This is a genomic window from Rhodanobacter sp. AS-Z3, from assembly GCF_029224025.1.
Lineage (GTDB): Bacteria > Pseudomonadota > Gammaproteobacteria > Xanthomonadales > Rhodanobacteraceae > Rhodanobacter.
In genome coordinates, this window is the sequence record NZ_CP119392.1 from 1,379,433 (window position 1) to 1,403,964 (window position 24,532).

Consider the following 24,532-nt stretch of genomic DNA (forward strand, 5'->3'; position numbering starts at 1 on the left):
TCCATCTCCGCGCATACTTGTCGAATGGATCCTGCTTCCTCCCATCGTTCGCCGTTCGCGTTGCCACTCACCGTCATCGTGGTCTCCGCGGACAGCGGCCCCGATCTGCGCGATTGCGTGCAAAGCATTCTGGCCAGTTTGCTGCCGCTGGAATTGTTGCTGATCGACAACCGATCCCACGATGGCATACCCGAAGCGATCGAGCGCGCCCATGCGCACGACCACCGCCTCACGGTGATCTACAACCATCACAACCTCGGTTTCGGCGCCGCGGTGAACCTGGCTTCGAAACAGGCGCAAGGTGACGCGTTGTTGATCCTCAACCCCGACTGCGTCGTGCAGAAAGGCGATCTGGAACGACTGGCCGGGCTGCTCGTCGGCAAAACGAAAGTGGGCCTGATCGGCGCCGTGGTATGCGATGCGGAAGGGCGTGCCGACCCCGCTTCGTGGCGGCGTGATCCGCTGTTGCAGCGTTCGCTCAACAGCATGCTCAACCGCGTCGGCGAAAAGGTCAACGTGGAAGGCGACATTCCGGCTGCGTTGATCGAGGCCGAGGCAGTATCCGGTGCGGTGATGTTGGTGCCGCGCGTTTTGTTCCAGCGCATCGGCGGCTTCGACGAAGCGTACTTCCTGCATTGCGAGGATCTGGACCTGTGCCGCCGGGTGCGTGACATCGGTTACCAGGTGCTGCTGGCTGGTGACATTCGGGTGCATCACGGCAAGGGTAGTTCCAGTCGCCACCGACCGATCTTCGTCAGCCGGCACAAGCATCGCGGCATGTGGCAGTGGTTCCGCAAGCACGATCCGGCGTCCGAGAAGAAGCTGGTTTCGGCGGCAGTATGGCTGGGCATCTGGGCGCACTTTGTGTTGCAGGTTCCCGGTCAGTTGTGGCGGTTGCTGTTGTTGAAGTTGCGTCGAAGCATGCAGGCCACCGCGCCGGCGGCCGACGAGGATTGAGACCCGCCACGTGTGCGCGTATTTACGCTAACGTGCCCACCTCTCCCGTTCCGATTCTTTCCAATGTCTGTCAGCACTCGCGGCGTCAGCACCCTAGCCACGCTTGGTCTCATCGCGATGACCGCGGTATGGGGCTCGACCTTCGTGCTGATCAAGGATGTGGTCGGTCGGATGCCGGTGGCTGATTTTCTCGCCGTGCGTTTCCTGATCGCCGCCACGGTAATGCTGGTGCTGTTCGCGCGGCCGGTATGGCGCCTGGATCGACGACAGCTGCAGCGCGGCTTGTTGCTTGGGTTGATCTACGGCTGCGGCCAGTTGTTGCAGACCTGGGGCCTGTCGCTGATCGCGCCCAGCGTGAGCGGTTTTGCCACCGGCATGTATGTGGTGTTCACGCCGATCCTCGCGCTGTTGCTGCTGGGTCAGCGCATGGCCGGCATCGTGTGGCTGGCGGTGGCCTTGTCCACCCTCGGGCTGGGCCTGCTTTCGTTGAACGGTGTATCGGTGGATCTTGGCGTGTGGCTGACGCTGGCCTCCGCTGCGCTGTACGCACTGCACATCGTGTTGCTTGGGCAGTGGTCGCGAAAGGGTGAGGCGTTCGGTTTGTCCGCCGTGCAAATGGTGGCGATTGCGGTGGTCTGTGTGCTCGCCACGCTGCCGCATGGGCCGGTGTTGCCGCCTGACTCCCATGCCTGGTTTGCGATTCTCTATATGGCGTTGATCGCCGGGGCTGGCGCCATGCTGATGCAGACTTGGGCGCAGTCGCATTTGCCGGCGGCGCGGGCGGCGATCGTGATGACGACCGAGCCGGTGTTTGCTGCCGGCTTTGCGGTGTTGCTGGGCAGCGATGTGCTGAGCTGGCGCATGTTGGTTGGCGGTGGGTTGATTCTGGTGGCGATGTATCTGGTGGAGTTGATGCCAGTGAAGGGGGAGGTGGTTGCGGTGCCGGCGGAGGCGGTGCATCACGAGGTGTGAGGGGGCGGATCTGATCGATCCGTGCATCGGTGGGATAGGGTTCCTTCCTGTCGATTTTTAGATCAAAAGCGTTTCGTCCACCTGCGGTGGCCGAGCCACCTTTCTCTGTTTGGCCAGAGAAACGTGGCCCAAAGAGAGGCCACCCCCACTTGGCGCTTGTCGGGCATCCATGCCCAACAAGTTCGTGAGCCGGGGCCGGGCTTTTCGACAGCACATCCATGTGCTGGCGAAAAGGAGTCGACCTCCTGTCGACTCCCGCTACGCGGCCTGTCGTCCCCGTCTCACCGCCGCACAGGGGCCCCGGGTAGAGCACGCGCCATCCTGGCTCGCACTCGGTACGCAACCGCGTTGCGGTTGCGAGAGCAAAGGCCGGCGCGCCGGGGCGTGCGCTATCTATCGAGACCCAGCCCGTCATCACCGCAGCGATGGGGCTTTAAAGCCGCCTTTGGGAGGTGGTGGTGTGGGCAGTTACAGCACAGCACGGCCAAATTGCCTCCGTCCCATTTAGCTCCTCAGCGTTTTGCTAGACGGAAAAAGACCAACCCAGACTGCACGGCGCAGCCGCCCTTCGTGCCAATGCCTTGCTCAACGCTGGCCATTGAGGTCATATAGACCCACGACGCTTCGGTCAACCAATGATCGAACCCATACGGACAGTTCAATGGCTCGAAAGCAAACCATTTCCTATGCTTCTCGCTTGACCGCAAGCGAAGCATGTCGGAGTTCTACCTGGCCACGACCAGCGATGTCATGAGGTTCTATTGCTTTGACGAGCCAAAGACTGACAGCGTGGGCAAGTGGACTCTCGTTGGCCGCCTTGACCGCGCCCAGTTGATTGCCGCTGGTGACGAAGCTACCGCCAGAGGATGGGCCAAACGGCTGGGGTTGAAGGGCTACACATACGTCAACGTCTAACCTGATTAGCGACGACGCTCAGTTGGCGGTCGCGTGATTTGAGACGTGCCCGGCGCAGCCTCGATGTCATGTTAGGAGACGGAGAGTCGTCATGGCTATGAACCAAGTGCAGTTCCAGGCGGGGTTGTCGATGGCGCAGTTCATCCAGCGGTACGGCACCGAAGCCAGGTGCTACCGGGCGCTGTACAGGGCGCGCTGGCCGAAGGGGTTCCGCTGCCCGAAGTGCGATAGCCGGCCGCGCTCGAAGTTTCGCCGCGCGGGCCGGGTGTACTACCAATGCCGCACGTGCAGGCATCAGACGACGCTGACCAGCGGGACGGCGTTTGAGGGCAGCAAGCTCCCGCTGACGACGTGGTTCTTGGCGATGCATCTGTTGACCGGCAGCAAGACCAATATGTCCGCGCTGGAACTGAAGAGGCACCTTGGCGTGTGCTACGACACCGCCTGAAGCTCAAGCACAAGATCATGCAGACCATGACTGAACGTGAAGAACCGCGCCAACTCACGGATTTCGTGCAGATCGATGATGCCTACCTGGGCGGCGAACGCAACGGCGGCAAGCCAGGACGCGGATCGGAAAACAAACAGCCGTTCGTGGTGGCCGTATCCACTGACGAAACGCTGGAACACCCGACCTTCGCCGTCATCGAGCCGGTGCGTAGCTTCGACAATGTCGCACTCACCGACTGGGGCAAGCGGCGCCTTGCACCCGATGCGGAAGTCTTCAGCGATGGATTGGGCTGCTTCCGGCGCGTCGTCGAATTGGATCATGCACATACCGTGCTGGAAACCGAAGGTGGACGTACCGCGACCGAGGTCAAGGGCGCGCGCTGGGTGAACGTGGTGCTCGGCAACGTCAAACGCGCCATCAGCGGCTGTTACCACGCCATGCGGCAGGCCAAGTACGCGCGGCGCTACCTGGCCGAGGCGGCCTACCGGTTCAACCGTCGGTTTCGCCTCGCCGAGTTGCTGCCGCGACTGGCGCGGGCCATGGTGCTGTGCAAACCTTGGCCTGAGCCAAAATTGCGTGCCATCGACAATTTTCATGGCTGAGCGTCGTCGCTAATCAGGACGTCTAAACACGTAGCCTTAAGTTGTCGCGCAATGGCGGATGCAATCATTTTTTGAAACAGGGAAAACAAGGATGAAAATAAAAATCGCCTTCATCGTTGGCATGTGCTTGACAACATCCGTGCACGCAAATGACAAACCTAAACGTTTTCAAAAGGAGCCCGCCAAACAAATTGGTAGCGTGGTCGAAAAGTGCGCGGATAATCCATTCCCCGTAAAATGTCAGGCATATCAGCTTTTGCACGAGGCGCAAATTCAAATTCAAGGCAGCAAGGCAATGGTGTCACTTGATGTATTTGGTGTTGAATATGAGCACAAATCACTAAATACCGTTCACAAGTCTGTTGCGACACAAAATGTAGAACTTAAAAAAAGTGTTTGGCCGTTGATTGATCATGTCCAAACCTTAGCTCTGCAAACGAACATCCTAGATGATATCAAAATCTATCGTGATCTAACGATAGCCTGCATCGGAAGAATGGATCTGTCGAAAACAGATGTCGTTGATGACTACAACAGCCGCATGGATAGCTGCAACATTCCAGCTCAAGTGCAGCTCGACAAAGTGTATGTGGGTCTTGGCTACGCCGCCGAACATCCTTTGATTGGCTATCGCAAATCTCATTGGGGGGATTCTATGGCAGAGATTGAAGCCATTGAAGGTAAACCCGACGCAACAACAGACGGTAAGCTCATATATCAAGTGACACTTGATGGTCATAGCGCCTTTGCAATTTTCACTTTCATTCAAAACAAACTCGTCTCAGGTGCTTACAAGTTCAACGATGAGCACAGCAACAAGAACGCTTTCATTGATGACTATGACTCAATTTCTGCCGTTCTGACCACAAAATATGGCAAGCCAAATTCACACGATGCTAATTGGAGCAATACTCTTTTCAAGAGTGATCCTAGTCGTTGGGGCATGGCCGTTTCATTTGGGCACGTCAATTTTATGGAGATTTGGTTCCTGAGCGATACATCAATCACCCACATTCTTGGGGGCGACAATTTCAAGGTTGACCACATCATTCAATACAGAAGCATTCAATACAAACTACTCATCGACCAAGAAGAGAGGAAGCATGCTAGCGATGAGCTATGAAATTGCACGCTGAACACAATGTCGGACAGATAAGGAACAGGAGATGAGTGAGAAAACAATTGGACAGCAGCTCAAAAGAGCATTAAGGATGCTCTGATTTATTCCCCGTCTGCGGCATCATAGCCAGCAGTCCCCAGGAAGCCCATCGCCGATGAAGCAGCGTTCGTTCGCCTCGTTGAGTTTTGAAGTCAAGAAGAAGCCGACACGTCGTGAGCGGTTTCTGGGTGAGATGGACAAAGTCGTGCCGTGGGCCGACCTGCTGGCGCTGATCGAACCGAGCTATCCGACCTCCGGTCGTCGCGGTCGCCCGCCGATGGCGGCATCGACGATGCTGCGGATCCACTTCATGCAGCAGTGGTACGCACTGAGCGATCCAGCGATGGAAGATGCGTTGTACGAGATCGAGTCCATGCGCCGGTTTGCCGGGCTGGAGCTAAACGAGGACGCGATTCCGGACGAGTCGACGATTCTGAAGTTCCGTCGCTTCCTGGAGCAGCACGGCCTGGCGGTGAAGATCTTCGAAGCGGTCAATGCGCACCTGAGCGGCCAGGGCCTGTTGCTACGCCAGGGCACGATCGTGGATGCCACGATCATTCAGGCGCCGTCCTCGACCAAGAATGCGGACAAACAGCGTGACCCGGACATGCGCCAGACGAAGAAGGGCCAGCAGTGGTACTTCGGCATGAAAGCGCACATCGGGGTGGACGTGGAATCGGGGCTGGTGCATACGGTAACCACGACACCTGCCAACGTGGGCGACGTGACGGAAGTGGACAAGTTGCTGCACGGCCAAGAGAAGACGGTGCATGCCGATGCCGGCTACCAAGGCGCCGAGAAACGGGCACCCAAGCGCGGCCGCGCGTGGCATATCGCGGCCAAACGCGGCAGCGTGAAGGCGATGCCCGAGGGCGATTTGAAGGATGCGGTCAAGCACACCGAGCACATGAAGGCCGCGGTTCGAGCCAAGGTGGAGCATCCGTTCCGGGTGGTGAAGCGGCAGTTCGGCTATCAGAAGGTGCGCTTCAAGGGCTTGCTCAAGAACACCGCTCAGATACTCACGCTGTTCGCGCTATCCAATCTGTGGATGGTGCGACGAACGTTGCTAGCGTCCGCAGGGGAGGTGCGCCTGTGAGGCGGGAAATCGAGGCGATTGGAGGTAACCCAGCACGGCGATGGCGGCGATATGCCTCACAATCTGCCTTTTGGTCGTAGTCAATCCATATTTTTAGCACGGCCGTCTGGACGGCCATTTTGAACTTAATTGATCAGAGCATCCTTAAGGGTGCTGCTATGGGTGATTGGTGGCTTCATTGCCCTTTCTCTTGGCCTTGGTTACTGGGCTGCCGACCAAGTCACAGCGCCGGCACCAGCAGCCGCCCCTGTGGTTGCTAAGAGTGCCAGCACGCTTCTTCACGACTTTGATGGCGCAATAGCCTCGGAACACCTGGAAGTTGCGCAGATGGCTGGCAATCGGCTCATCTCCGAGTATCCGACAAGTTCAGAAGCCGCGCAGATAAAGCCTAAACTCAGTGATATCAAGGCGAAGTTGCATGCCCAGTTCTTTGCCCAGCAAGAACAAGACAGGGCCACCAAGGCAAAAGCTGAAGCCGAAAGAGCTGCACAGATCAGGAAGCAGAAGGAGGCTAGCGCAACAGCAAAGGCTGCAAAACAAGGCGAGATCAAGAAGGCGCTCGCGGGATTCACTAAGAAGCATGATGAGGTCCAGGGCGTAACGTTCTACTTCGCTCCGGGTGTTCGCATGAACTCGACGAACACCTACTTTGGCCTCTACCTAGCTGTTCCCGACGATAGTGATGTGGCGGGGCTGCGCTGGAAATTCCAGTATGGTGGTGATGACTGGCTTTTCATCCAAAGCCTCATCTTGAACGTGGATGGAAAGAGCTTGCCCGCCTTGACCTTTCCATATGGAGCCATCGACCGCGACAATGGAAGTGGGGACGTTTGGGAGTGGCATGACGAATTCGTGCAAAGCAGTTCCGTTCCACTCTTCTTACAGCTGGCGCTAGCTAAAAAGGTGATCGTCCGCTTCGAAGGGAGGCAATACTACAAAGACCACATCCTGACGACGACTGAAAAGACGGGCATGCTAAAAATCATCAACGCTTACACAGCGATGAATGAGGGTGGCAAATAGGAAATTAATGGGGCGGAGGTAATTGAGTCTGCGCCGACCGACCGCAACTGCTCGAGATCGGATTCCTCCAGAGCCTGCATCTTCGAAGCTTGATGATACGTCTATTCGTACCGTCCACCGTCCACCGTCCACCGTGCTCTGCGGCTTTGGAACTGTTCCAGCTCTTCTGAAGAGTGCGGGCCAGGATGGCCCGCTGCTTTACCCGGGGATTCTGTGCGGCGGTGAGGTGGGGCGACAGGCCGCATACCGCAGAGCTACAAGCTGAGAGCACGGGTGCCCGAGTTGGGGAACGCAGGAGCAGTTGTCTATGCCTGTTGCCTGTTGCCTGTTGCCTGTTGCCTGTTCTCCTCGCCGTTGATGTTGATGTTGATGTTGATGTTGATGTTGATGTGGATCTTGAATTTCGCCCCTTGTGAGGCGGTGAGTCGCGGACGACAGGCCCGCAGGGGGATCGGCACGATGCCGATCCCTTTTCGCCAGCACAGGGATGTGCTGTCGAAAAGCCCGGCCGCGGCTCACGGACTTGTCGGGCGTAGCCCGGCAAGCGCCGAGGAGGGTCGCCTTCTCTTGGTTACTTCTCTTGGCGACTCAAGAGAAGTGACTCGCCCGCCGCAGGCGGACGAAACGCTTTTCTACTGACTGGGTCCCTCAGGTCAAGCACGTTCAGCGGATCGTGAGGAGGCGATATCCCAAGTGGCGCCCTGATTTCGGCTGTCCAGCGGATCAGTGTGTCTCGCTGCACAGATGCGCCGCCCCGCTTGACGCCACCCCCCACCATCGTCACCCTCTGCCAATGAATCTCCTGCTGCTCCGCAACGCATTGGTCTACGCCCCCGAACCCCTCGGCCACCGCCACCTGCTGCTCGGTGGCGGCAAGATTCTGTGGATGGGCGCCGAACTGGCGGATCTTCCCGCCGCGCTGTCGGTGGAAACGATCGACCTGGAAGGGCGTCGGCTGTTGCCGGGGCTGATTGATGCGCATGTGCATGTCACCGGTGGTGGCGGCGAGGCGGGTTTTCGCACGCGGGTGCCGCCGCAGGGTGTGTCGCGGTTTACCCGCGCCGGTATCACGACGGTGGTCGGCTTGTTGGGTACGGATGATGTGGCGCGCGGGCCGCAGGATTTGCTGGCGACGGTTTATGCGTTGCGCGAGGAAGGTTTGAGTGCGTTCGCGTTCAGCGGCGGCTATCACGTGCCGCCGCGCACGTTAACTGGCAGTGTGCGTGGCGACCTGGTTTTCATCGAGGCGTTGATCGGGTTGGGCGAGGTGGCTATCAGCGACCATCGATCCAGCCAGCCCACGCTGGACGAATTGCTGCGGCTGGCGGCCGACGCGCACGTGGCTGGTCTGATGACGGGCAAGGCCGGCATTCTGCATCTGCATCTGGGTGACGGGCCGCGCGGGCTGGAGTTGGTGCATCAGGCGCTGGTGCAGAGTGAGCTGCCGCCGCGGGTGTTCCATCCGACTCACGTGAATCGGCGCAAGGCGCTGTTCGACGAGGCGCTGGCGCTGGCCGCGCAGGGCTGCACGGTCGACCTCACCGCGTTTCCGGTGGAAGAGGGCGAGGATGCCTGGAGTGCGTCGGACGGGTTGTTGCGCTACCTGGATAGCGGTGCGCCGGCGGGGCATGTCACGGTCAGCTCCGATGCCGGTGGCTGCCTGCCGGTGTTTGATGGGGAAGGGCATGTCTGCAGCATGGGCGTGGGTGAATCGGGCGCGTTGATCGAAACCCTCAACGAGACGGTTCGTCGTGGTGTGCCGCTGGAACGGGCGCTACCCGCCTTCAGCAGCAACCCGGCGCGCTTGCTGCGCCTGGCAGGCAAGGGGCGGGTGGCGGTTGGCGCCGACGCCGACCTGCTGGTGCTGGATGCCAATGGCGCGGTGCACGATGTGTTTGCCGCTGGCGTGGCGCACGTACGCGCTGGTCAGGTGCTGCGTCACGGCATGTTCGAGGCGGCTGGCTGAGTGGTCTGCGGGCTGGCATTGGCAACGGTTGCGATACACTGGCTGAACGTGCAGGTCGCGCGTTTCCGTTCTGAAACAAGGCAAGTCACCGATGTGTCCAAGCAGGGTTCAAGAGGGTGGGCAGCGCGGCTGGATCGTTCCGATCGGCGGCGCCGAACATAAGGAGCACGATGCGCGGATTCTGGAGCGTTTTGTCGCGCTATGCGGCGGTAGCGAGGCGGATATCGTCGTCATTCCGACCGCCAGCCAGCTGCCCGATACCGGCACGCGTTACGAACAGATTTTCTCCGGCATGGGCGCCGGGCGCGTCACCGCACTGGATTTCGACACGCGTCGGGATACCACCGAAGCGAATCGGCTGGAGCGCATCGAACAGGCCAGCGGTATCTTCTTCACCGGTGGCAACCAACTGCGTATCGCCACGCTTATTGGTGGCACGCCGATCGCCAAGCTGATCCGCACGCGCAACGCCCACGGTGTCCATGTAGGTGGTACCAGTGCCGGCGCCAGCATTCTCAGCGAACACATGATTGCGTTTGGCAAGGAAGGCTCGTCTCCCACCGCGGGCAGTGTGCGACTGGCACCCGGGTTAGGGCTGACCAATCGTTTCGTGATCGACCAGCACTTCCGTCAACGCGACCGGCTCGGCCGCCTGCTGGCCGCGCTGGCCTATAACCCGTTTGCGATCGGTATTGGCCTGGACGAGGACACCGCCGCGTTCATCCGCCCCGACAACACGCTGGAGGTCGAGGGCAGCGGCGCGGTAACCGTGGTGGATGCCGGCGGTCTGCAGTTCTCATCGATGGATCGCGCTGGCGAGAATGAGCCGATCTGTCTGCTCGGTCTGAAGGTGCATATTCTCACGGCGGGCGCGACCTTCAACCTGCACACGCGACGCGCTTCATCCGGCACGCTGACGGTCAGCAAGAACGCCCACTGATGCCATGGCGCCGGGCAAGCGCTGACACGTTTTCCAGGAGTTTTACGGCGGCTACGGGGCGAATCAGCCCGGTTGTCGCTGGAATGACTTACACACCTTTCGCTTGTTGATGAGCCTGCGGGCTTGGGGAGATCAGGTCATGCGCATACTTGAGCGTTCGGTTTTTGTCGGTCCGTCGCTGTACGCGCATTTTCCGGTCATCCGGCTGGAACTCGATCTGGGTGAACTCGAACAATGGCCGACGGGCAAACTGGGGCCGGCGTTTGTCGATGGTTTGGTCGCCGCATTGCCCGGCCTGGCCGAGCACGGCTGTTCGTACCGAGAACCCGGTGGCTTCATTCGGCGCATGCGCGAAGGCGAAGGCACCTGGCTGGGCCATGTGCTGGAACACGTGGCGATCGAGCTGCAGAACGTGGCCGGTGAAGATGTGACTTTCGGCAAGACCCGCAGTGCGGGCAAGCCGGGTGTCTATTCGGTGGTCTACGAATACGTGCAGAAAGACGAAGGCATCGCCGCCGGTGAACTGGCCTTGCGCCTGCTGGCATCGTTGCTGCCCATCGAGCTGCAGCCACGCGGCAGCGTGCCGGGTGATTGGGAATGGACGAGCGCACGCGATGAGTTCATCCGTTACGCCCAACGCGGTGCGCTGGGTCCGTCGACCGCTTCACTGGTGCGCGCGGCCGAACAACGCGACATTCCGTGGCTGCGCCTGAATCAGCAGTCGCTGGTGCAGCTCGGTCACGGCAAATACCAGCAGCGCATCCAGGCCACCATCACCGGCAAGACGCCGCACATCGCGGTGGAACTGGCCAGTGACAAGGAAGAGACCAACAAGATTCTCGCCTCGCTCGGCTTGCCGGTGCCGAAGCAGGAACTGGTGCAAAGCGAAGAAGCTGCATTGCGTGCGGCACGCCGGCTCGGCGTGCCGGTGGTGACCAAGCCTTACAACGGCAATCATGGCCGTGGCATCTCGATCCACCTGAGTACCGATGAGGAAATCATCGAGGGCTTCAAGGCCGCGCGTGAACACTCGCGCTCGGTGATCGTGGAGAACTTCCTCAGTGGTGACGATCACCGCCTGCTGGTGGTCAATAACGAATTGGTGGCCGCGACCAGGCGCACGCCGGGCCATGTGGTCGGCGATGGCGAACACACCATTACGCAACTGGTGGATGGGGTGAACGCCGATCCGCGTCGCGGCGTCGGCCACGAAAAAGTATTGACCCGGCTGGTGCTCGACGCACAAGCCGGAATGATGATGGAGCGCGTCGGCTACAACGCGACCTCGGTGCCGAAGGCCGACGAAATCGTCTATCTGCGCTCCACCGCCAACCTGTCTACCGGCGGTACCGCCACCGATGTCACCGACATCATCCATCCCGACAACCGCGACATGGCGGTGCGCGCGATCCGCGCGATCGGGCTGGACGTGGGCGGTGTGGATTTCCTCACCACCAATATCGCCGAGAGCTACAAGAAGATCGGCGGTGGCATCTGCGAGGTCAACGCGGCGCCCGGCTTCCGCATGCACGTCAGCCCCAGCGAAGGCACCCCGCGTGATGCCGCCGGCCCGGTGATCGACATGCTGTTTCCGCCAGGCTCGCCGTCGCGCGTGCCGATTGCCGCCGTCACCGGCACCAACGGCAAGACCACCACCGCACGCATGCTGGCGCACATCGCCAAGATGGCCGGCTATACGCCTGGCCTGACCACTACCGACGGCGTCTACATCGACGGTCAGCGCACGGTGGAAGGCGACATGACCGGGCCGGTATCGGCGCGGATGGTGCTGGCTGATCCGCATATCGACATCGCCGTGCTGGAAACCGCGCGTGGTGGCCTGCTGCGTGCCGGCATGGGTGTGCGCTCGGTGAACGTAGGCGCGGTGCTCAACGTGCAGTCCGATCATCTCGGTCTGAAGGGCATCGACACGCTGGAGCAACTGGCCGAGGTCAAGCGCATCGTGGTGGAAGTGGCCACCGACTGCGCGGTGCTCAATGCCGATGATCCAAACGTGCTGAAGATGTCCGGCTACACCGACGCCAAAGTCATCTGCTACGTCACCATGAATCCCTCGCATGCGCTGGTGCGCGAGCACGTACGTGCCGGTGGTCGCGCCTGTGCGCTGGAGGCTGGCGTCAACGGCTCGATGATCACGCTGTACGACAAGGGCAGCCACATTCCGCTGCTGTGGACGCATCTGATTCCCGCCACCATGGAAGGTCGCGCGCTGCACAACGTGCAGAATGCGATGGTGGCAGCGTCGATGGCGTTTTCGCTGGGCATCAAGCTGGATGCGATCCGTCAGGGGCTGCGCACCTTCGACACCACGTTCTTCCAGACGCCGGGGCGCATGAACGTGTACAGCGAACATCCGTTCAAGGTGTTGTTCGACTACGGTCACAACGCCCACGCGGTTTCGGTGATGGCCGACCTGGCTGGGCGGCTCGATGTCACTGGTCGACGCATTGTGGTGCTGGCAGGTCCCGGTGATCGTCGCGACGAAGATCTGGTAGCCATCGCCAATGCGGTGGCTGGTCGTTTCGATCACTACATCTGCCGCCGTGACGACGCCTTGCGCGGGCGCGACGGTGACGAGGTGCCCGGCATTCTCGCCAGGGCGTTGCGTGCCGCCGGCGTGCCGGACGAGGCCATCTCGATCATCCCTGACGAACAGCTGGCGATTGATGCCGCACTGCAGAGGGGTCGCAGCGGCGACCTGCTGCTGGTATTCGCCGATGCACTCGTGCGCTCGTGGAAACAGATCATCAAATTCCGCCCGGCGGGCACGCCGGAGCAAGCCGACCACCGCGTCCTGGTGGCCGCGCCAGCGGCGATCGGTGAGCCGGCCTTCGATGAAGCCAGCTTTGCCGACCTGGGTGATCTGGTGCGTGACGAGCGCGGCGTGCGCTTCTCGCGCGAAAGTAACGATTGAGCGCAATGCCCGACTTCACTCCGTTCGAAGACTCGCGCCGGTTGACCGGTGCGAACCTGTATTTCAGTGAGGTCGGTGCCGTACTGGAAACCCAGGGCGAACTGCCGGATGAAGCGGCGCTGCAGGCCTGGGGCGCGGCTATAAATAAAGCCTGCCATGCCCTGGGCTGGCCAGCATCGGCGCCGGTGGTGCGGCAGCATGCCAGCGGTGCTTCGCTGGCTCTGATCGCCCCGCCGGATCAGTTGTTCAGCGCCACCGAAGTCAACGAATGGGCGTGGTGTTGTGCTTACGAAATGCAGCACGGGCCACTTGCCGCGCGCTGGTATGCGCCCGGCTTTGCGGCCGTGTGGGATGAGCCTGCCGCGATGGCCACCTTGCGCGCCTTTGCTGCCGCAGAACGTCAACCCGGCTTGTTGCCGCTGGTACAAGCTGCCGAGCTGCGCGGACTGCCGGTACTGATCGACGACGAGTGGCTTTCCATCGGTGCTGGCGACGGAGCAGCCTGCTGGCCAATCGCGCAATTGCCGCCGCCCGACATGCTGGACTGGGCTTCGCTGCATGCGGTGCCCACCGCGCTGGTCACCGGCTCCAACGGCAAGACCACCACCGTGCGACTGCTGTCGGCGATGGCGCAAGCGTATGGCTGGCGCACCGGACACAGCTGCACCGATGGTGTGTTTGTGGACGGCGAGGCGATTGAGGCGGGCGACTATTCCGGACCCGCCGGCGCGCGCGCCGTCATGCGCACGTCCGGGGTACAGGCCGCGATACTGGAAACCGCGCGCGGCGGCCTGCTGCGACGCGGGCTGGCCGTGCAGCACGCGCAGGTGGCGGTGGTCACCAATGTCAGCGACGATCATTTCGGTGAGTACGGGATTCATGATCTGTCCGCGCTGGCCGCGGTAAAGCTCACCGTAGCCAGTGTGATTGATGCGTCCGGTCTGCTGGTGCTCAACGCGGATGACAAGACGTTGCTGGCGCAACCAGCTCGTTTCAGCTGTCCGATCGGCTGGTTCGCGCAAGACGATGCACATCCACAACTGCAGGCCACGCGCGAGCGCGGAGGCGCTACCTGTGGCGTGCGCGAAGGGCATCTGTGGTTGTCATGGCTCGGACAGCAACACGATCTGGGTGATGTCGACCGCATGCCGCTCAGCTTCGCTGGACGCGCGCGCTACAACATCGCCAACCTCGCCGCCGCTGCACTCGCCGCCGCGGCGCTCGGCATTGCCGCGGATACCATTGCTGCCACTTTGCAGCGTTTTGGTCACGAGCGAGCAGACAATCCGGGGCGCCTGCAACACTGGCAATTCGGCGCACTGCGAGTCTTCGTTGACTACGCGCACAATCCGGAAGGCCTGCATGGTCTGCTTGAAGTGGGCACCGGGCAACTCGCGGCCGGTCGGCTGGGTTTGCTGCTGGGCCAGGCGGGTAATCGGGAGGAGCCGGCGATCCGCGAACTGGCCGCGGTCGCTGCTGGTTTTCACCCCGCTCGCGTGATGCTGAAAGATATAGAAGGCTATATGCGTGGCCGTGTTGCCGGTGAGGTAGCTGCCATTCTGCGTGACCAGTTGCAACGTGGCGGCGTGTCTGGCGAAGCCATCGTGGAACGTCTCGACGAAGTGGCAGCGGTGCGTGAGCTTCTGGCCTGGGCGCAAGCCGACGACGTATTGGTGTTGCCCGTCCATGGTGTGGTCGCGCGACAGCAGATCAGTGCGCTGCTCGATGCCTTGCAGGGGCGCCAGTGGCGCGCAGGGGTGGCGCTGCCAACGCTGTGATTCGCTGTCTCGGCTGTACAGAAAGCGGGTGCGTCTGGTCATGCAACGCGATGAAGTTGATGACCGGTCAGCGGCGCGGGTGGACATGGCGATACGCAGCTCGCTTCGCCGTTGCATGCCGGGAGTGCCAGGTCTGGTCAGGCGGTGTTGGAGCTTGCTTCAGAGTGTCGAGTATTTTTACATGCGGATAATTTGCCGATCGAAGAATCATGGCAACTCATTGACCTAGAAAAGATCGATCATTGGCATGCATGCTGCTTGATGGTCCCTTGTTCGTTTTTCGTATTCGATCCAAACAGGGACTCAATAATGCGCTTGTCAACCTTTTGCATGGCGACACTGCTTGCTGTCGGCACCCTCGGCGTCGCTCAGGCGACACCGGTCAATCTGATTCAGAACGGCGATTTCTCTCAAACATCGCATCCGATCACTGCGCCGACCCAGTTTGGTACGGCTCATAACGGCTCTTTCCATGCCACACAGTTCATCACCGACTGGGTCGGCAATAACGGCTACGAAATCTGGTATCCGAGTTCGGCCGCTGCCGCCGGCGTCGATGCGATCGGCGAATACACGAGCACCGGTAAGGAAAAGCTGTACGGGCCAATTGCTGCGGCTCCCAACGGCACCAGCACGTTTGTCGGCCTCGACGGCGATCAGACCAACGGCATCCAGTCCAGCATAGGTCAGCAGCTCGACAACCTCATTGTCGGCGGCATCTATACAGTGACCTTTGACTGGGCCGCGGCGCAGATGCAAAGCCGCTCGGGTGCGACGACTGAATACCTGGCTGTCTCCTTTGGCAACGTTTCGAAGAACACCAACACCCTGTCGAATGTCACCCAGGGTTTCACCGGTTGGAATTCAGGGTCATTGCAGTTCGTAGCGAACAGCGACTCGGTATTCCTGAACTTCCTTTCGGTGGGTACGCCGGTCGGCTTGCCGCCGATGGCCTTGTTGACCAATGTGTCCGTGACCCACGATGTACCCGAGCCGCCGGCGTTGGCCTTGTTCGGCGGCGGTCTGCTCGGCCTGGGTCTGTTGACCATGGTTGCGCGTCGCCGCGAAATGCGCCGTCGTCATATCGGTGGCAACAGCAACTTCGTCTGAGTGTTCAATCATGGTCCGGGCGCGCAGGCGCCCGGACCATTTTCATACGTATCTTCCATGAACGCTCTGCTAGTCGAAATTCTGCGTCTCTCAGTCTGGTTGCTGTTGCTGTGCGCGGTTTTCGTGCCGCTCGAGCGGTTGGCGGGAATCAAGCGACAAGCCTTTTTCCGGCCGCAGTTTCTGGCTGATCTTGGCTACTACGCGATCAATTCGATTTTTGTCGGCCTGATTCTTGGTACGCCGCTGGTATTGCTTGGCGGCGCCGTCCATCAGTACCTTCCTTCCGCCATGCACAACTCTATTGCCGCGTGGCCGAGCGGGCTGCGTCTTGCGGCGTCGCTGCTGGTAGGTGAAATCGGCTTTTATTGGGGTCACCGCCTCACCCACCAGATTCCCCTGCTGTGGCGTTTTCATGCGATCCACCACAGCGCCAAGGAAATCGATTTCCTCACCAACACCCGCGCACACCCGGTCGACATGGTGTTTGCCCGCACGCTCGGAGTTATCCCGGTGCTGGCGCTTGGGCTGACCGGTGACAGCACCACGGTCACGGCATTGTTCCTGGTGCTCGGTACGCTGTGGGGGTTCTTCATCCATGCCAATGTCCGCTGGCGTTTCGGCTTGCTGGAACGTGTCATCGCCACACCCTTCTTTCACCGATGGCATCACACCAACGATGAGCGGCGCGATAACAACTATGCCGCGATGCTGCCCTTCGTTGATTACCTGTTTGGTACCTACCAATCCCCGGACCACTGGCCGGCCGGATACGGCATCGACGCACCGATGCCCGCGTCGCTGGCGGGTCAGCTACTGGAGCCGTTCATGCCAGTAGCGGCGCCCATGACTTCACTGGACGACCACGGTAGCCAGCGTGGCGGTCCAGCAGGCTGATCAAGCCAGGTGGCGGCAGTTCAGCCGCGGATTCTGTGGCGGAATTCGCGGTGCCAGCGGCTGGGTCTTTTGCGACCGGAGTACACCCGCGAAGAGCGCATCAGGCTCTCCGTTTGACGTCACGTTGAATCCGACCCGCCATGGCTCCATTGGGAAAGCGCTCGCGACTTTTCGAACTGCATGTGTCAAGGCGGAATATTTGCGACAACCAGCCACCCACTGCTCGATTTTGAGAGCTTCCGCCCGATGTCCGGAAGCAGCACGTCGTCGGCGCCAAAGCCTATTGCGATCGGGGCTGCGTGGTGTCGGTATCTCTTACAAAACCGTTGTTTTCCCGACGTGGCCTCGTAGATAACCATAAACAAATCAATAGAATAAGTAGTTGGCACGATCTTCGCATAGGCGTAGCTAATACCACAGCAAGGAGCGCGACAAAATGTCCACCAAGTTTGTTTCCAAAAACCGCTGGCTGATGCTGGCAGCAATCGCATTTGCAGTCGTCGTCATGCCCGCTGCCCAAGCCGGTACCGTGGCGACCGGCTTTGACACCAATACGCTCGCCGCCAACGACGACGGCTATACGTCTGCGGTCAACTTGGGGTTCTCAGTAAATTTCTTCGGTAACAGCTATTCCAGCTTGTTCGTGAATAACAACGGCAACGTGACGTTCCAGTCTGGCCTGTACAACTACACGCCTTATGGCTTGGGCAGCGGATACACCGGTGTTCAGCCGATCATCGCTCCGTTCTTTGCCGACGTGGACACGCGTGCCAGTGGCAGCGGTCTGACCAGCTACGGCAACGGTACGTATGCCGGGAACCAGGCCTTCGGCGTCACGTGGCCGGGCGTCGGATATTTCAACTCAAATGCGGACAAACTGAACACGTTCCAGTTGATCATCGTCAACCGGTCGGATATCACCGCCGGCGACTTCGACTTCTACTTCAACTATGACCAGATTCAGTGGGAAACCGGCAGCGCCAGCGGCGGTTCGAATGGGCTTGGTGGTACTTCCGCTGCGGCTGGCTACAACGCTGGTCAGGGCAATCTCGCGGGTACCTACGGACAGTTCTCTGGTTCGTTGACCAACGGAGCCTTGCTCGATGGTGGTCCGAACTCGCTGGTCGCTGGCACCAATGACGGCGTCGTTGGGCAGTACCTGTTCCAGGTACGCAACGGCACCGTCACGCCGCCGACTTCCGTACCGGAACCGTCTTCTCTGGCCATGTTGGCGCTCGGTCTTTTTGGCCTGTTCGGCCTTGGTATCTTGCGTCGCAAGCAGAACGGTTTCCAGGCTTAAGTTCAAGGTTGTGTTGATACACGCCTGTGTCGACGTCAGCTTGTTTGACGTCGACACAGGCGTTTTTGCTTTGATGATTTCGCGGACCTTCTCTTCGCGCCGAATGTGCGGGTAACTTGCGAAACTTTGGGACGAAGGCAAAGCTTGTCTGTAGGCAAGAGTTGCCAACTGCACACCAGAGACTGAACTGCTCCGCTTGATTTCGGCTCACTCCCCGCAAAGATATTTGATGGCTGACGCTGACGCAGATTTATTCGCCCGTACTCGGCGGTGACGCCCGTAAGCGCCTTGGTGCCTGGCTTCCTGCAGTCCACTGAGAAGCGTCGCGTGACTGGGTGCTTCTCGCTAGGAATGTTGTTCACTTCCATGGAAGGGATTTCTGCGGGCCCGCGATTAAGCCACTTGCGGTCGGTAATGTGTCCGCAAAACGTATGCCCTTGCTTTGCTAAGGATGGCCAGTGCCACGCAAGCGCCTTGTCACGCTTCTACTGGCGTGGCTGCCGTGCAATGCGCACCAGATAAATGATGATCGCCACGTTGCCGACCAGCGTGGCCAGCTTGAGCCAGCCGAAGTGGTACAGCGTTTCGTAAAGCTCCAGCGGAATCAGCGAGCCGGTGGCGATCACGGTGAACCATTCGGCCCAGTGCTTGCCTAGCCAGAGCCCCACGCCTTCGATGGCGAACAGCACCGCGTAAGCGACGGCCACGGCGCCGACCGCGACGAATTTGCTCGGGCCGAATTCTTGCAACATCTCTACCAGCTTCCAGCGCAAGCCGTCGCTGTCGGCCAGCGAAAGGTGCTCCAGCCAGTGCACCAATTGATCGAAATTCTGCTCGTGATAGAAATGGAAGGCAGCCGCCGCCACCAGAACCAGACAAACGGTCTTGATGATTTCGTAAACGGCGATGATGCGCAGGCCGGCGTGATGCTGCTGGGACGCCTGCGCCACGGACGCAGCGGTCGATTTGGGATTGGGCATCTGACAGTGACTGGGAAGGCAGCTTCCATTGTCGCTGATCTGCTGCCGAATGAACTGTGTGGGATGGCATGGTCAAGCCCGCACATGGGCCAACGTGGGCCCAAGATGTTAGGTTGGCGTCATCCGCGGGCCAGCCAGCGGGTGCGGGCATTCCCGTGCGTGTGGATGCAGGCGCGGCGACCCAGTTGGTTCGCACTTTGACCCCCTCCTGTTGCAGAGAACCGCCATGCCACACCGCGACTCACATTCGCCCACTGCCGATGTCGTCCGGGACACATTGGAGTCGGGTTCCGGCAAGGAAGCTCATGGTCCCTCGGACGTAGGTTTGCGCGACGCCAAACGCGGCGGTTGGTATGACGAAAAAACCGGCGAGCTGTTTCGTGGGATGCCGATTGGGTCTCAGGATGTAGTCGTGGACGTGGGTTGCGGTGCCGGCGTCAACAGCGTGTTTTGCGCGCGTCAGGGCGCACACGTTCATGCCATCGACCGGGAGCCGCAGCTGATCCGCGAGCTGCGCGCGCGGTTGAGCATCGAAGGTGGCGGCACGCATGTTGCGCTGGTTAGCGACGCCAATCCGTTACCACTGGAGGACGGCATCGCCACGCGGGTGATTTGCACCGAGGTTTTGCAGCACGTCGATGAGCCGCAACAGATGCTGGCCGAGCTGGTTCGGATTGGCGGTTCCGGCGCCATCTACCTGCTCAGCGTGCCAGGTGCCTTGCAGGAAGGCTTGCAGGAAAAAGTGCTGCCGCCGGCATATCGTAAGTTGCCGGGTGGCGCCTTGCGGGTGATCGGTCGCGACGAGTTTGCCCAGTGGGTCACCGCCGCCGGGTTGGTGGTGGTGGAACACACCAGCAACGGATTTTTCTGGTCAATGTGGTGGGCCTTGTTCTGGGGCTGCAACGTGGAACTGTATGACCCCGCCCATCCCGTGCTCGATCACTGGACCGCTGCCTGGCAGGCGTTGCTGGATATGCCGCAAGGGCAACAGCTGAAACGGCAACTGGATGACTTCATGCCAATCAGCGAGATCATCGTGGCACGCAAGCCCTGAGAATGCTGCTTCTGGGCCGTGCTTGCGTATCCAGATCGAGCTCGTTCCCGCAGCGAATTCAGCGACGAAGTGCAACACTTGGACAGCTCATCGCTTGGGCACGGCACTTGCGCACCGCTTGGGCCTCGAACCGACTTTCGAGGGCATGGAAACACAGGCGCCACGTGATTCCCTTGCCGGCATCGGCTGCACCGTTTATCAGGCTTACTACATCAGCCGTCCGTTGCCGTTGGCAGAGTCTGCGGTATGGCTGCGCGCGGCGCCGCCGGCCTTGGCCGATGAGGTGTGCCGATTCCGGGTCAGGACGCACCTGCGTCGTCAGCACTGATGGTCGCGCCATCGACATCCTTGCAGGGCTACACTGATGGTCCTGCCGCCCTTGGGAGTTCGTCATGCGCAACGCAATTCGCTACTGGCTGCTCGGAATCGCTCTCGCTGCGGTAGTCGTGCCGATCACTGCCCTGGGTTCGAGTCAGTTCAAGGACCTGCTCAACAAGGTCAAGCAGTCCACGCATGGCACCAATGCGTCGCAACTTGGCAGCAACCTGCCCAACAGTGATATCGCTGCCGGTCTCAAGGAGGCGTTGGCCAAGGGCACCACGAACGCGATCAGCAGTCTGGGGCGCGATGGTGGTTTCTGGAACAACAGCAAGGTACGCATTCCTTTACCGGGCAAGCTGGAGCAGGCCGGCAAACTGGCACGACAACTGGGGCAGGGCGCCAAGGTGGATGCGTTCGAGCTGAGCATGAATCGTGCGGCCGAGAAGGCGGTGCCGCAGGTGGCGCAGATCTTTGGTGACGCGATCCGCAAGATGACCGTCGACGATGCGCGAGGCATTCTCACCGGCGGCGATCACGCGGCCACCGACTTCTTTCGTCGCGTCGCTGGCGATGCGCTGACCGCGCGTATCCACCCGATCGTGGCGCATGCCACGGCGGGTGTCGGCGTTACCCAGAAGTACAAGTCGTTCACCAGCGGTGGTACGGGTGGCGAGCTGGCCAGCGTGCTGGGCTCGCTCGGCGGCAGCAAGTCGAACAAGGGCGGCAACGCGCTGGATCTGGATGACTACGTGACGGCGAAAACGCTGGATGGCCTGTTCACCAGCATCGGCGAGCAGGAGCAGTCCATTCGCCACAATCCGGGCGCGCGCACTACCGATCTGTTGAAGAAGGTGTTCGGTGCTCACTGAACGGTAGCTGCGGGCGGACTTGTGCCGCTGCGGCTGCGACCACAGAACGGAGAAATACAGGCATGAGGCTTTCCACATGATTCGTGAAATCCTGAAAATGGGTGACCCGCGTTTGCTGCGTGTCGCGCCCATCGTTCCCGCCGCGATGGTCGGCGGCGCAGAGCTCGATGCATTGATCACCGACATGTTCGATACCATGCGTGTCGCCAACGGTGTGGGCCTGGCGGCGCCGCAGATTGGCGTCGACCTGCAACTGGTGATCTTCGGCTTCGACACCAACGAGCGCTATCCCGAGGCGCCCGCGGTGCCGCGCACGGTGCTGCTGAATCCCGTAATCACGCCGCTGTCGAAAGACATGGAAGATGACTGGGAGGGTTGTTTGTCGGTTCCTGGTCTGCGTGGTGTAGTGAGCCGCTACAGCCTGATTCGTTACCAGGGCATAGACCCGCAGGGCGTGGCGATTGATCGCGTTGCCGAAGGTTTCCACGCTCGGGTGGTGCAGCATGAATGCGACCATCTGATTGGCCGTCTGTATCCCTCGCGCATTACCGACTTCAGCCACTTCGGCTTCACCGACGTGCTGTTCCCCGGGCAAGAGATCGCCGACGACTAAATTCGATATGATGCGGCAATCGTCGATGACGGAACGGGCGGCAGGACATGGCGATTGTGCGGGTGTTTTTGCTGTTCCTTTGTTGTGCAATGGCAAGCGTGGCGTGGGCAGGTTCCCGGGCGGTGTCCCACGCTGCCGGTGATGCCTCGAGCGAACTTGATCGCGCGATTCACGCGCTCTGTTCGAAACAGGTCGTACTGCTCGGTGAAGACGGCAGCCACGCCGGTGCAACCACGATCGCGGTGAAGGCGCAGCTGGTCAGGCGACTGGTGCAAGAGTGCGGCTTTGGTGGGGTGGTTTTCGAGAGTCAGTTCTACGACATGTTGGCGTTCGACCACGCCGTTGTCGCAGGTTTGGCGCAACACAAACAACTTGCCGATGGTATCGGTGCACTGTGGTCTCACTATGCAGCGTTCGCGCCGCTGGAGGATTGGCTGTTTGCCGAAGCGGCAGCAGGTCGGCTGCGGGTAGGCGGCATGGACCCACAGGCCGGTGGCAGCGACGGACGTTATTCGGCTGATCAATTGCCGGTGGTGTTGTCATCCGTGCTTGCAGGTGACCGGCGCATGGAGTGCGACCTCATCATTGGTCGGCATGATCGCTGGGAGTACGACGAAGTACATCCTTTTGATGGCGCAGCGTTGCCATCCCTGCGCGCATGCATTCGCGACATTCGCGAGAAATTGGCGGCTTCCCATGGGGGCCCTTCTTCTGCGTTGAGCGCCATGGCGAACTCATATGCGAACTATCTGGATTTCGCGGCGGATGATCCGCAGGGTTTGCGTGACCGCGGGATGTATCAGAACCTCATGTGGCTTCGTAAACAGTGGCCGGCCGGGACGCGCATCGTGGTCTGGTGCGCGAGCGTACACGCGGCGAAGACGCTGGCGGGCTCGAACACGCCCGTGCGGCCACTCGGAAGTTACGTGAGCGAGGCGCTGGGTAACCACGCGGCAGCCATTGGCTTCAGCGCACTTGGCGGTAGCTACGGACACGTCGGTGGTCGCGGACTGCCACGCATGCTCGCTCCCGCTTCGCCGGGAAGTCTTGAGTCCCGCACCTTCGCCACGACCGGGCCGCGCAGCCTGCGTTTCGTCGATCACAAGCAGTTGCAGGCGCTTGGCCGTGTGTCCGCCCGCGCGCTTGAATACGGTCATTCCGAAACTTTGGACTGGTCGACCCTGCTGGACGGAGTCATCGTGTTGCGCGAAGAGACGCCAGCAACCGTGATGCCCCAGCGCTGAAGTGTTGGTGCAGCGTTGCGGGCCGGGCTTTGCGTGATGGCGTGCTCCTGCAGTTGCCGGCGAGGCCGGCACTCGTCGATGATTCGACACATCGTCCTGATGCGCCTTCATCCATGCAGACCGTGGAAGCCACTTCGCCTGTTCCCGTTGCCGCAGCCCAGACGCGCAATCCGGGCATCGATCTGTTGCGCGGGCTGGCCATCCTGCTGGTGGTGCTGCACCACCTCGGGCTGCGTATTCCGCTCAAGAAAACCGCACTCGCCGACGTGTTGCCCGCGTGGCTGCTCAGTGGCTTGAACTACAACGGCTACGAGGCCGTGTTCGTGTTCTTCGTGATCTCCGGTTTCCTGATTGCGGCGAACGCGTTGCAACGCTGGGGCAGTCTCGAACGCCTCGATGTGCGGGTTTTCTACGCGCGGCGTTTCGCCCGCATCATGCCGTGCCTGTTGGCGCTGGTAGCGGTGCTCAGTGTGCTGCACCTGTTCGGCGTGCAGGATTACACGATCAACCGCGCGGGCCAGTCATTGCCGCGTGCGATGGTGGCGGCACTCGGCTTGCATCTGAACTGGTACGAAGGGCAGACCGGCTATCTGCCGGGCAACTGGGATGTGTTGTGGTCGCTGTCGATCGAGGAAGTGTTTTACTTATGTTTCCCGCTGGTCTGTCTGCTGACGCGTCGACGCGTGGTGCTGCTGCCTCTGCTGGTCACGCTGGCGTTGTCGATGCCGTGGACGCATGCGGCCTTGCACGGCAACGAGATCTGGCAGGAGAAGGCTTACCTGCCGGGCATGTCGGCCATTGCCGTGGGTGTGCTCGGCGCGCTGTTGGCGTCGCACTGGTCATCGCCATCCCCACGCGCCAGATTGCTGCTCGGATGGCTTGGCGCGATCGGGCTCGCCGCGGTGATGCTCGATGGCAGCGTGCTTTGGCAACTGTTGCACGACGGCTATCTGCTGCTGTTGGCTGGCTCGGCCTTGTGCCTGCTGCTGGCCAGCCAGCAGCGACAGATACGTGGCGCATGGCAGCCCTGGCGTGGATGGAACGGGTTGCGCGCCTGGGGACGCTTGAGCTACGAAATCTATCTCACCCATATGTTCGTGGTGTTTGCGCTGGTGCGCTTGTACCGATGGGTCGGTGGTGATCCACGCCTCGGTTTCCTGTGGTATCTGCCGGCACTGCCCCTGTGCTGGTTGCTCGGTGCGGGCGTGGAGCGTTGGCTGTCGCTGCCGTGCGAACGCTGGCTGCGAGCGTGGCTGTCGCCCAAGATTCGGCTTGCCGATTCCGCGTTGGCGGCAGCACCCATGTCGCCCTGAGGGCAGGGTTGACGCGCGCGACACAGCCTCCGATGTGGGT

Annotated in this window: 20 protein-coding genes and 1 pseudogene; 19 read left to right on the forward strand and 2 right to left on the reverse strand. The window is 60.7% G+C overall.

The window, feature by feature from the left end; all coding sequences use genetic code 11:
- Positions 1–24: 24 nt before the first annotated feature.
- The 7 genes and pseudogenes from PY254_RS05825 (at position 25) to PY254_RS05855 (ending at position 7,175) form a co-directional block, all read left to right on the forward strand.
- The gene (locus PY254_RS05825) at positions 25–957 is read left to right on the forward strand and encodes a glycosyltransferase family 2 protein (protein WP_281014532.1); all 933 of its coding nucleotides are present in this window, start codon (positions 25–27) and stop codon (positions 955–957) included.
- Positions 958–1,020: 63 nt separating this feature from the next.
- Positions 1,021–1,929, forward strand: a complete 909-nt coding sequence (locus PY254_RS05830) for a DMT family transporter (protein WP_281014533.1) — start codon at positions 1,021–1,023, stop codon at positions 1,927–1,929.
- A 714-nt stretch (positions 1,930–2,643) separates the two neighbouring features.
- The gene (locus PY254_RS05835; RefSeq protein WP_281014534.1) at positions 2,644–2,844 is read left to right on the forward strand and encodes a hypothetical protein; all 201 of its coding nucleotides are present in this window, start codon (positions 2,644–2,646) and stop codon (positions 2,842–2,844) included.
- Between the two features lie 91 nt (positions 2,845–2,935).
- Positions 2,936–3,897, forward strand: a pseudogene (locus tag PY254_RS05840) (IS1595 family transposase).
- Between the two features lie 91 nt (positions 3,898–3,988).
- Positions 3,989–5,020 carry a hypothetical protein gene (locus PY254_RS05845; RefSeq protein WP_281014535.1) on the forward strand — a complete coding sequence of 344 codons (1,032 nt, stop codon included), beginning with the start codon at positions 3,989–3,991 and terminating at the stop codon, positions 5,018–5,020.
- Positions 5,021–5,171: 151 nt separating this feature from the next.
- Positions 5,172–6,152, forward strand: coding sequence for an IS5 family transposase (locus PY254_RS05850; protein ID WP_281014536.1), 981 nt, complete (start codon positions 5,172–5,174; stop codon positions 6,150–6,152).
- Between the two features lie 150 nt (positions 6,153–6,302).
- Positions 6,303–7,175: a hypothetical protein gene (locus tag PY254_RS05855; RefSeq protein WP_281014537.1), complete on the forward strand. Its 873-nt coding sequence runs from the start codon at positions 6,303–6,305 to the stop codon at positions 7,173–7,175.
- Positions 7,176–7,480: 305 nt separating this feature from the next.
- Here the strand turns inward: PY254_RS05855 and PY254_RS05860 are convergent, their stop codons facing one another.
- Entirely contained in the window at positions 7,481–7,633 is a 153-nt protein-coding gene (locus tag PY254_RS05860; protein ID WP_281014538.1) for a hypothetical protein, read from the reverse strand.
- A gap of 335 nt (positions 7,634–7,968) precedes the next feature.
- Between PY254_RS05860 and iadA the strand changes: the two genes are divergently transcribed.
- From iadA to PY254_RS05895, 7 genes are all read left to right on the forward strand, one after another.
- Positions 7,969–9,141, forward strand: a complete 1,173-nt coding sequence (gene iadA, locus PY254_RS05865) for a beta-aspartyl-peptidase (protein WP_281014539.1) — start codon at positions 7,969–7,971, stop codon at positions 9,139–9,141.
- 91 nt (positions 9,142–9,232) lie between these two features.
- Positions 9,233–10,081 (forward strand): cyanophycinase, encoded by an 849-nt coding sequence (locus PY254_RS05870; protein WP_281014540.1) that lies wholly within the window; start codon positions 9,233–9,235, stop codon positions 10,079–10,081.
- Positions 10,082–10,220: 139 nt separating this feature from the next.
- The gene (gene cphA / locus PY254_RS05875; RefSeq protein ID WP_281014541.1) at positions 10,221–13,016 is read left to right on the forward strand and encodes a cyanophycin synthetase; all 2,796 of its coding nucleotides are present in this window, start codon (positions 10,221–10,223) and stop codon (positions 13,014–13,016) included.
- Positions 13,017–13,021: 5 nt separating this feature from the next.
- On the forward strand, positions 13,022–14,794 hold the full coding sequence (locus PY254_RS05880; protein WP_281014542.1) for a Mur ligase family protein: 1,773 nt from the start codon (positions 13,022–13,024) through the stop codon (positions 14,792–14,794).
- Positions 14,795–14,986: 192 nt separating this feature from the next.
- Positions 14,987–15,904 carry a DUF642 domain-containing protein gene (locus PY254_RS05885; RefSeq protein WP_281014543.1) on the forward strand — a complete coding sequence of 306 codons (918 nt, stop codon included), beginning with the start codon at positions 14,987–14,989 and terminating at the stop codon, positions 15,902–15,904.
- A gap of 57 nt (positions 15,905–15,961) precedes the next feature.
- The gene (locus PY254_RS05890) at positions 15,962–16,798 is read left to right on the forward strand and encodes a sterol desaturase family protein (protein WP_281014544.1); all 837 of its coding nucleotides are present in this window, start codon (positions 15,962–15,964) and stop codon (positions 16,796–16,798) included.
- Between the two features lie 436 nt (positions 16,799–17,234).
- Positions 17,235–18,098, forward strand: a complete 864-nt coding sequence (locus tag PY254_RS05895) for a nidogen-like domain-containing protein (protein WP_281014545.1) — start codon at positions 17,235–17,237, stop codon at positions 18,096–18,098.
- A 485-nt stretch (positions 18,099–18,583) separates the two neighbouring features.
- On the opposite strand, the gene PY254_RS05900 is transcribed toward PY254_RS05895, so the two are convergent.
- Positions 18,584–19,078, reverse strand: a complete 495-nt coding sequence (locus PY254_RS05900) for a DUF2127 domain-containing protein (RefSeq protein WP_281014546.1) — start codon at positions 19,076–19,078, stop codon at positions 18,584–18,586.
- A 226-nt stretch (positions 19,079–19,304) separates the two neighbouring features.
- Here PY254_RS05900 and PY254_RS05905 point away from each other — a divergent pair, with 226 nt between their 5' ends.
- The 5 genes from PY254_RS05905 (at position 19,305) to PY254_RS05925 (ending at position 24,492) form a co-directional block, all read left to right on the forward strand.
- The gene (locus PY254_RS05905) at positions 19,305–20,132 is read left to right on the forward strand and encodes a class I SAM-dependent methyltransferase (protein WP_281014547.1); all 828 of its coding nucleotides are present in this window, start codon (positions 19,305–19,307) and stop codon (positions 20,130–20,132) included.
- A gap of 392 nt (positions 20,133–20,524) precedes the next feature.
- Complete coding sequence (locus PY254_RS05910; protein ID WP_281014548.1) at positions 20,525–21,322, forward strand: DUF4197 domain-containing protein; 798 nt, start codon at positions 20,525–20,527, stop codon at positions 21,320–21,322.
- A gap of 76 nt (positions 21,323–21,398) precedes the next feature.
- Complete coding sequence (gene def / locus PY254_RS05915; RefSeq protein ID WP_281014549.1) at positions 21,399–21,935, forward strand: peptide deformylase; 537 nt, start codon at positions 21,399–21,401, stop codon at positions 21,933–21,935.
- 122 nt (positions 21,936–22,057) lie between these two features.
- Positions 22,058–23,179 carry an erythromycin esterase family protein gene (locus tag PY254_RS05920; RefSeq protein ID WP_281014550.1) on the forward strand — a complete coding sequence of 374 codons (1,122 nt, stop codon included), beginning with the start codon at positions 22,058–22,060 and terminating at the stop codon, positions 23,177–23,179.
- 113 nt (positions 23,180–23,292) lie between these two features.
- Positions 23,293–24,492 (forward strand): acyltransferase family protein, encoded by a 1,200-nt coding sequence (locus PY254_RS05925; protein WP_281014551.1) that lies wholly within the window; start codon positions 23,293–23,295, stop codon positions 24,490–24,492.
- Positions 24,493–24,532 lie beyond the last annotated feature (40 nt).

Bases quoted from the DNA above. Each gene is read 5' to 3' on its own strand.
- PY254_RS05825 (WP_281014532.1), top strand. From the start codon at position 25: ATGGATCCTGCTTCCTCCCATCGTTCGCCGTTCGCGTTGCCACTCACC.
- PY254_RS05830 (WP_281014533.1), top strand. From the start codon at position 1,021: ATGTCTGTCAGCACTCGCGGCGTCAGCACCCTAGCCACGCTTGGTCTC.
- PY254_RS05835 (WP_281014534.1), top strand. From the start codon at position 2,644: ATGTCGGAGTTCTACCTGGCCACGACCAGCGATGTCATGAGGTTCTAT.
- PY254_RS05845 (WP_281014535.1), top strand. From the start codon at position 3,989: ATGAAAATAAAAATCGCCTTCATCGTTGGCATGTGCTTGACAACATCC.
- PY254_RS05850 (WP_281014536.1), top strand. From the start codon at position 5,172: ATGAAGCAGCGTTCGTTCGCCTCGTTGAGTTTTGAAGTCAAGAAGAAG.
- iadA (WP_281014539.1), top strand. From the start codon at position 7,969: ATGAATCTCCTGCTGCTCCGCAACGCATTGGTCTACGCCCCCGAACCC.
- PY254_RS05870 (WP_281014540.1), top strand. From the start codon at position 9,233: ATGTGTCCAAGCAGGGTTCAAGAGGGTGGGCAGCGCGGCTGGATCGTT.
- cphA (WP_281014541.1), top strand. From the start codon at position 10,221: ATGCGCATACTTGAGCGTTCGGTTTTTGTCGGTCCGTCGCTGTACGCG.
- PY254_RS05880 (WP_281014542.1), top strand. From the start codon at position 13,022: ATGCCCGACTTCACTCCGTTCGAAGACTCGCGCCGGTTGACCGGTGCG.
- PY254_RS05890 (WP_281014544.1), top strand. From the start codon at position 15,962: ATGAACGCTCTGCTAGTCGAAATTCTGCGTCTCTCAGTCTGGTTGCTG.
- PY254_RS05895 (WP_281014545.1), top strand. From the start codon at position 17,235: ATGTCCACCAAGTTTGTTTCCAAAAACCGCTGGCTGATGCTGGCAGCA.
- PY254_RS05900 (WP_281014546.1), bottom strand. From the start codon at position 19,078: ATGCCCAATCCCAAATCGACCGCTGCGTCCGTGGCGCAGGCGTCCCAG.
- PY254_RS05905 (WP_281014547.1), top strand. From the start codon at position 19,305: ATGCCACACCGCGACTCACATTCGCCCACTGCCGATGTCGTCCGGGAC.
- PY254_RS05910 (WP_281014548.1), top strand. From the start codon at position 20,525: ATGCGCAACGCAATTCGCTACTGGCTGCTCGGAATCGCTCTCGCTGCG.
- def (WP_281014549.1), top strand. From the start codon at position 21,399: ATGATTCGTGAAATCCTGAAAATGGGTGACCCGCGTTTGCTGCGTGTC.
- PY254_RS05925 (WP_281014551.1), top strand. From the start codon at position 23,293: ATGCAGACCGTGGAAGCCACTTCGCCTGTTCCCGTTGCCGCAGCCCAG.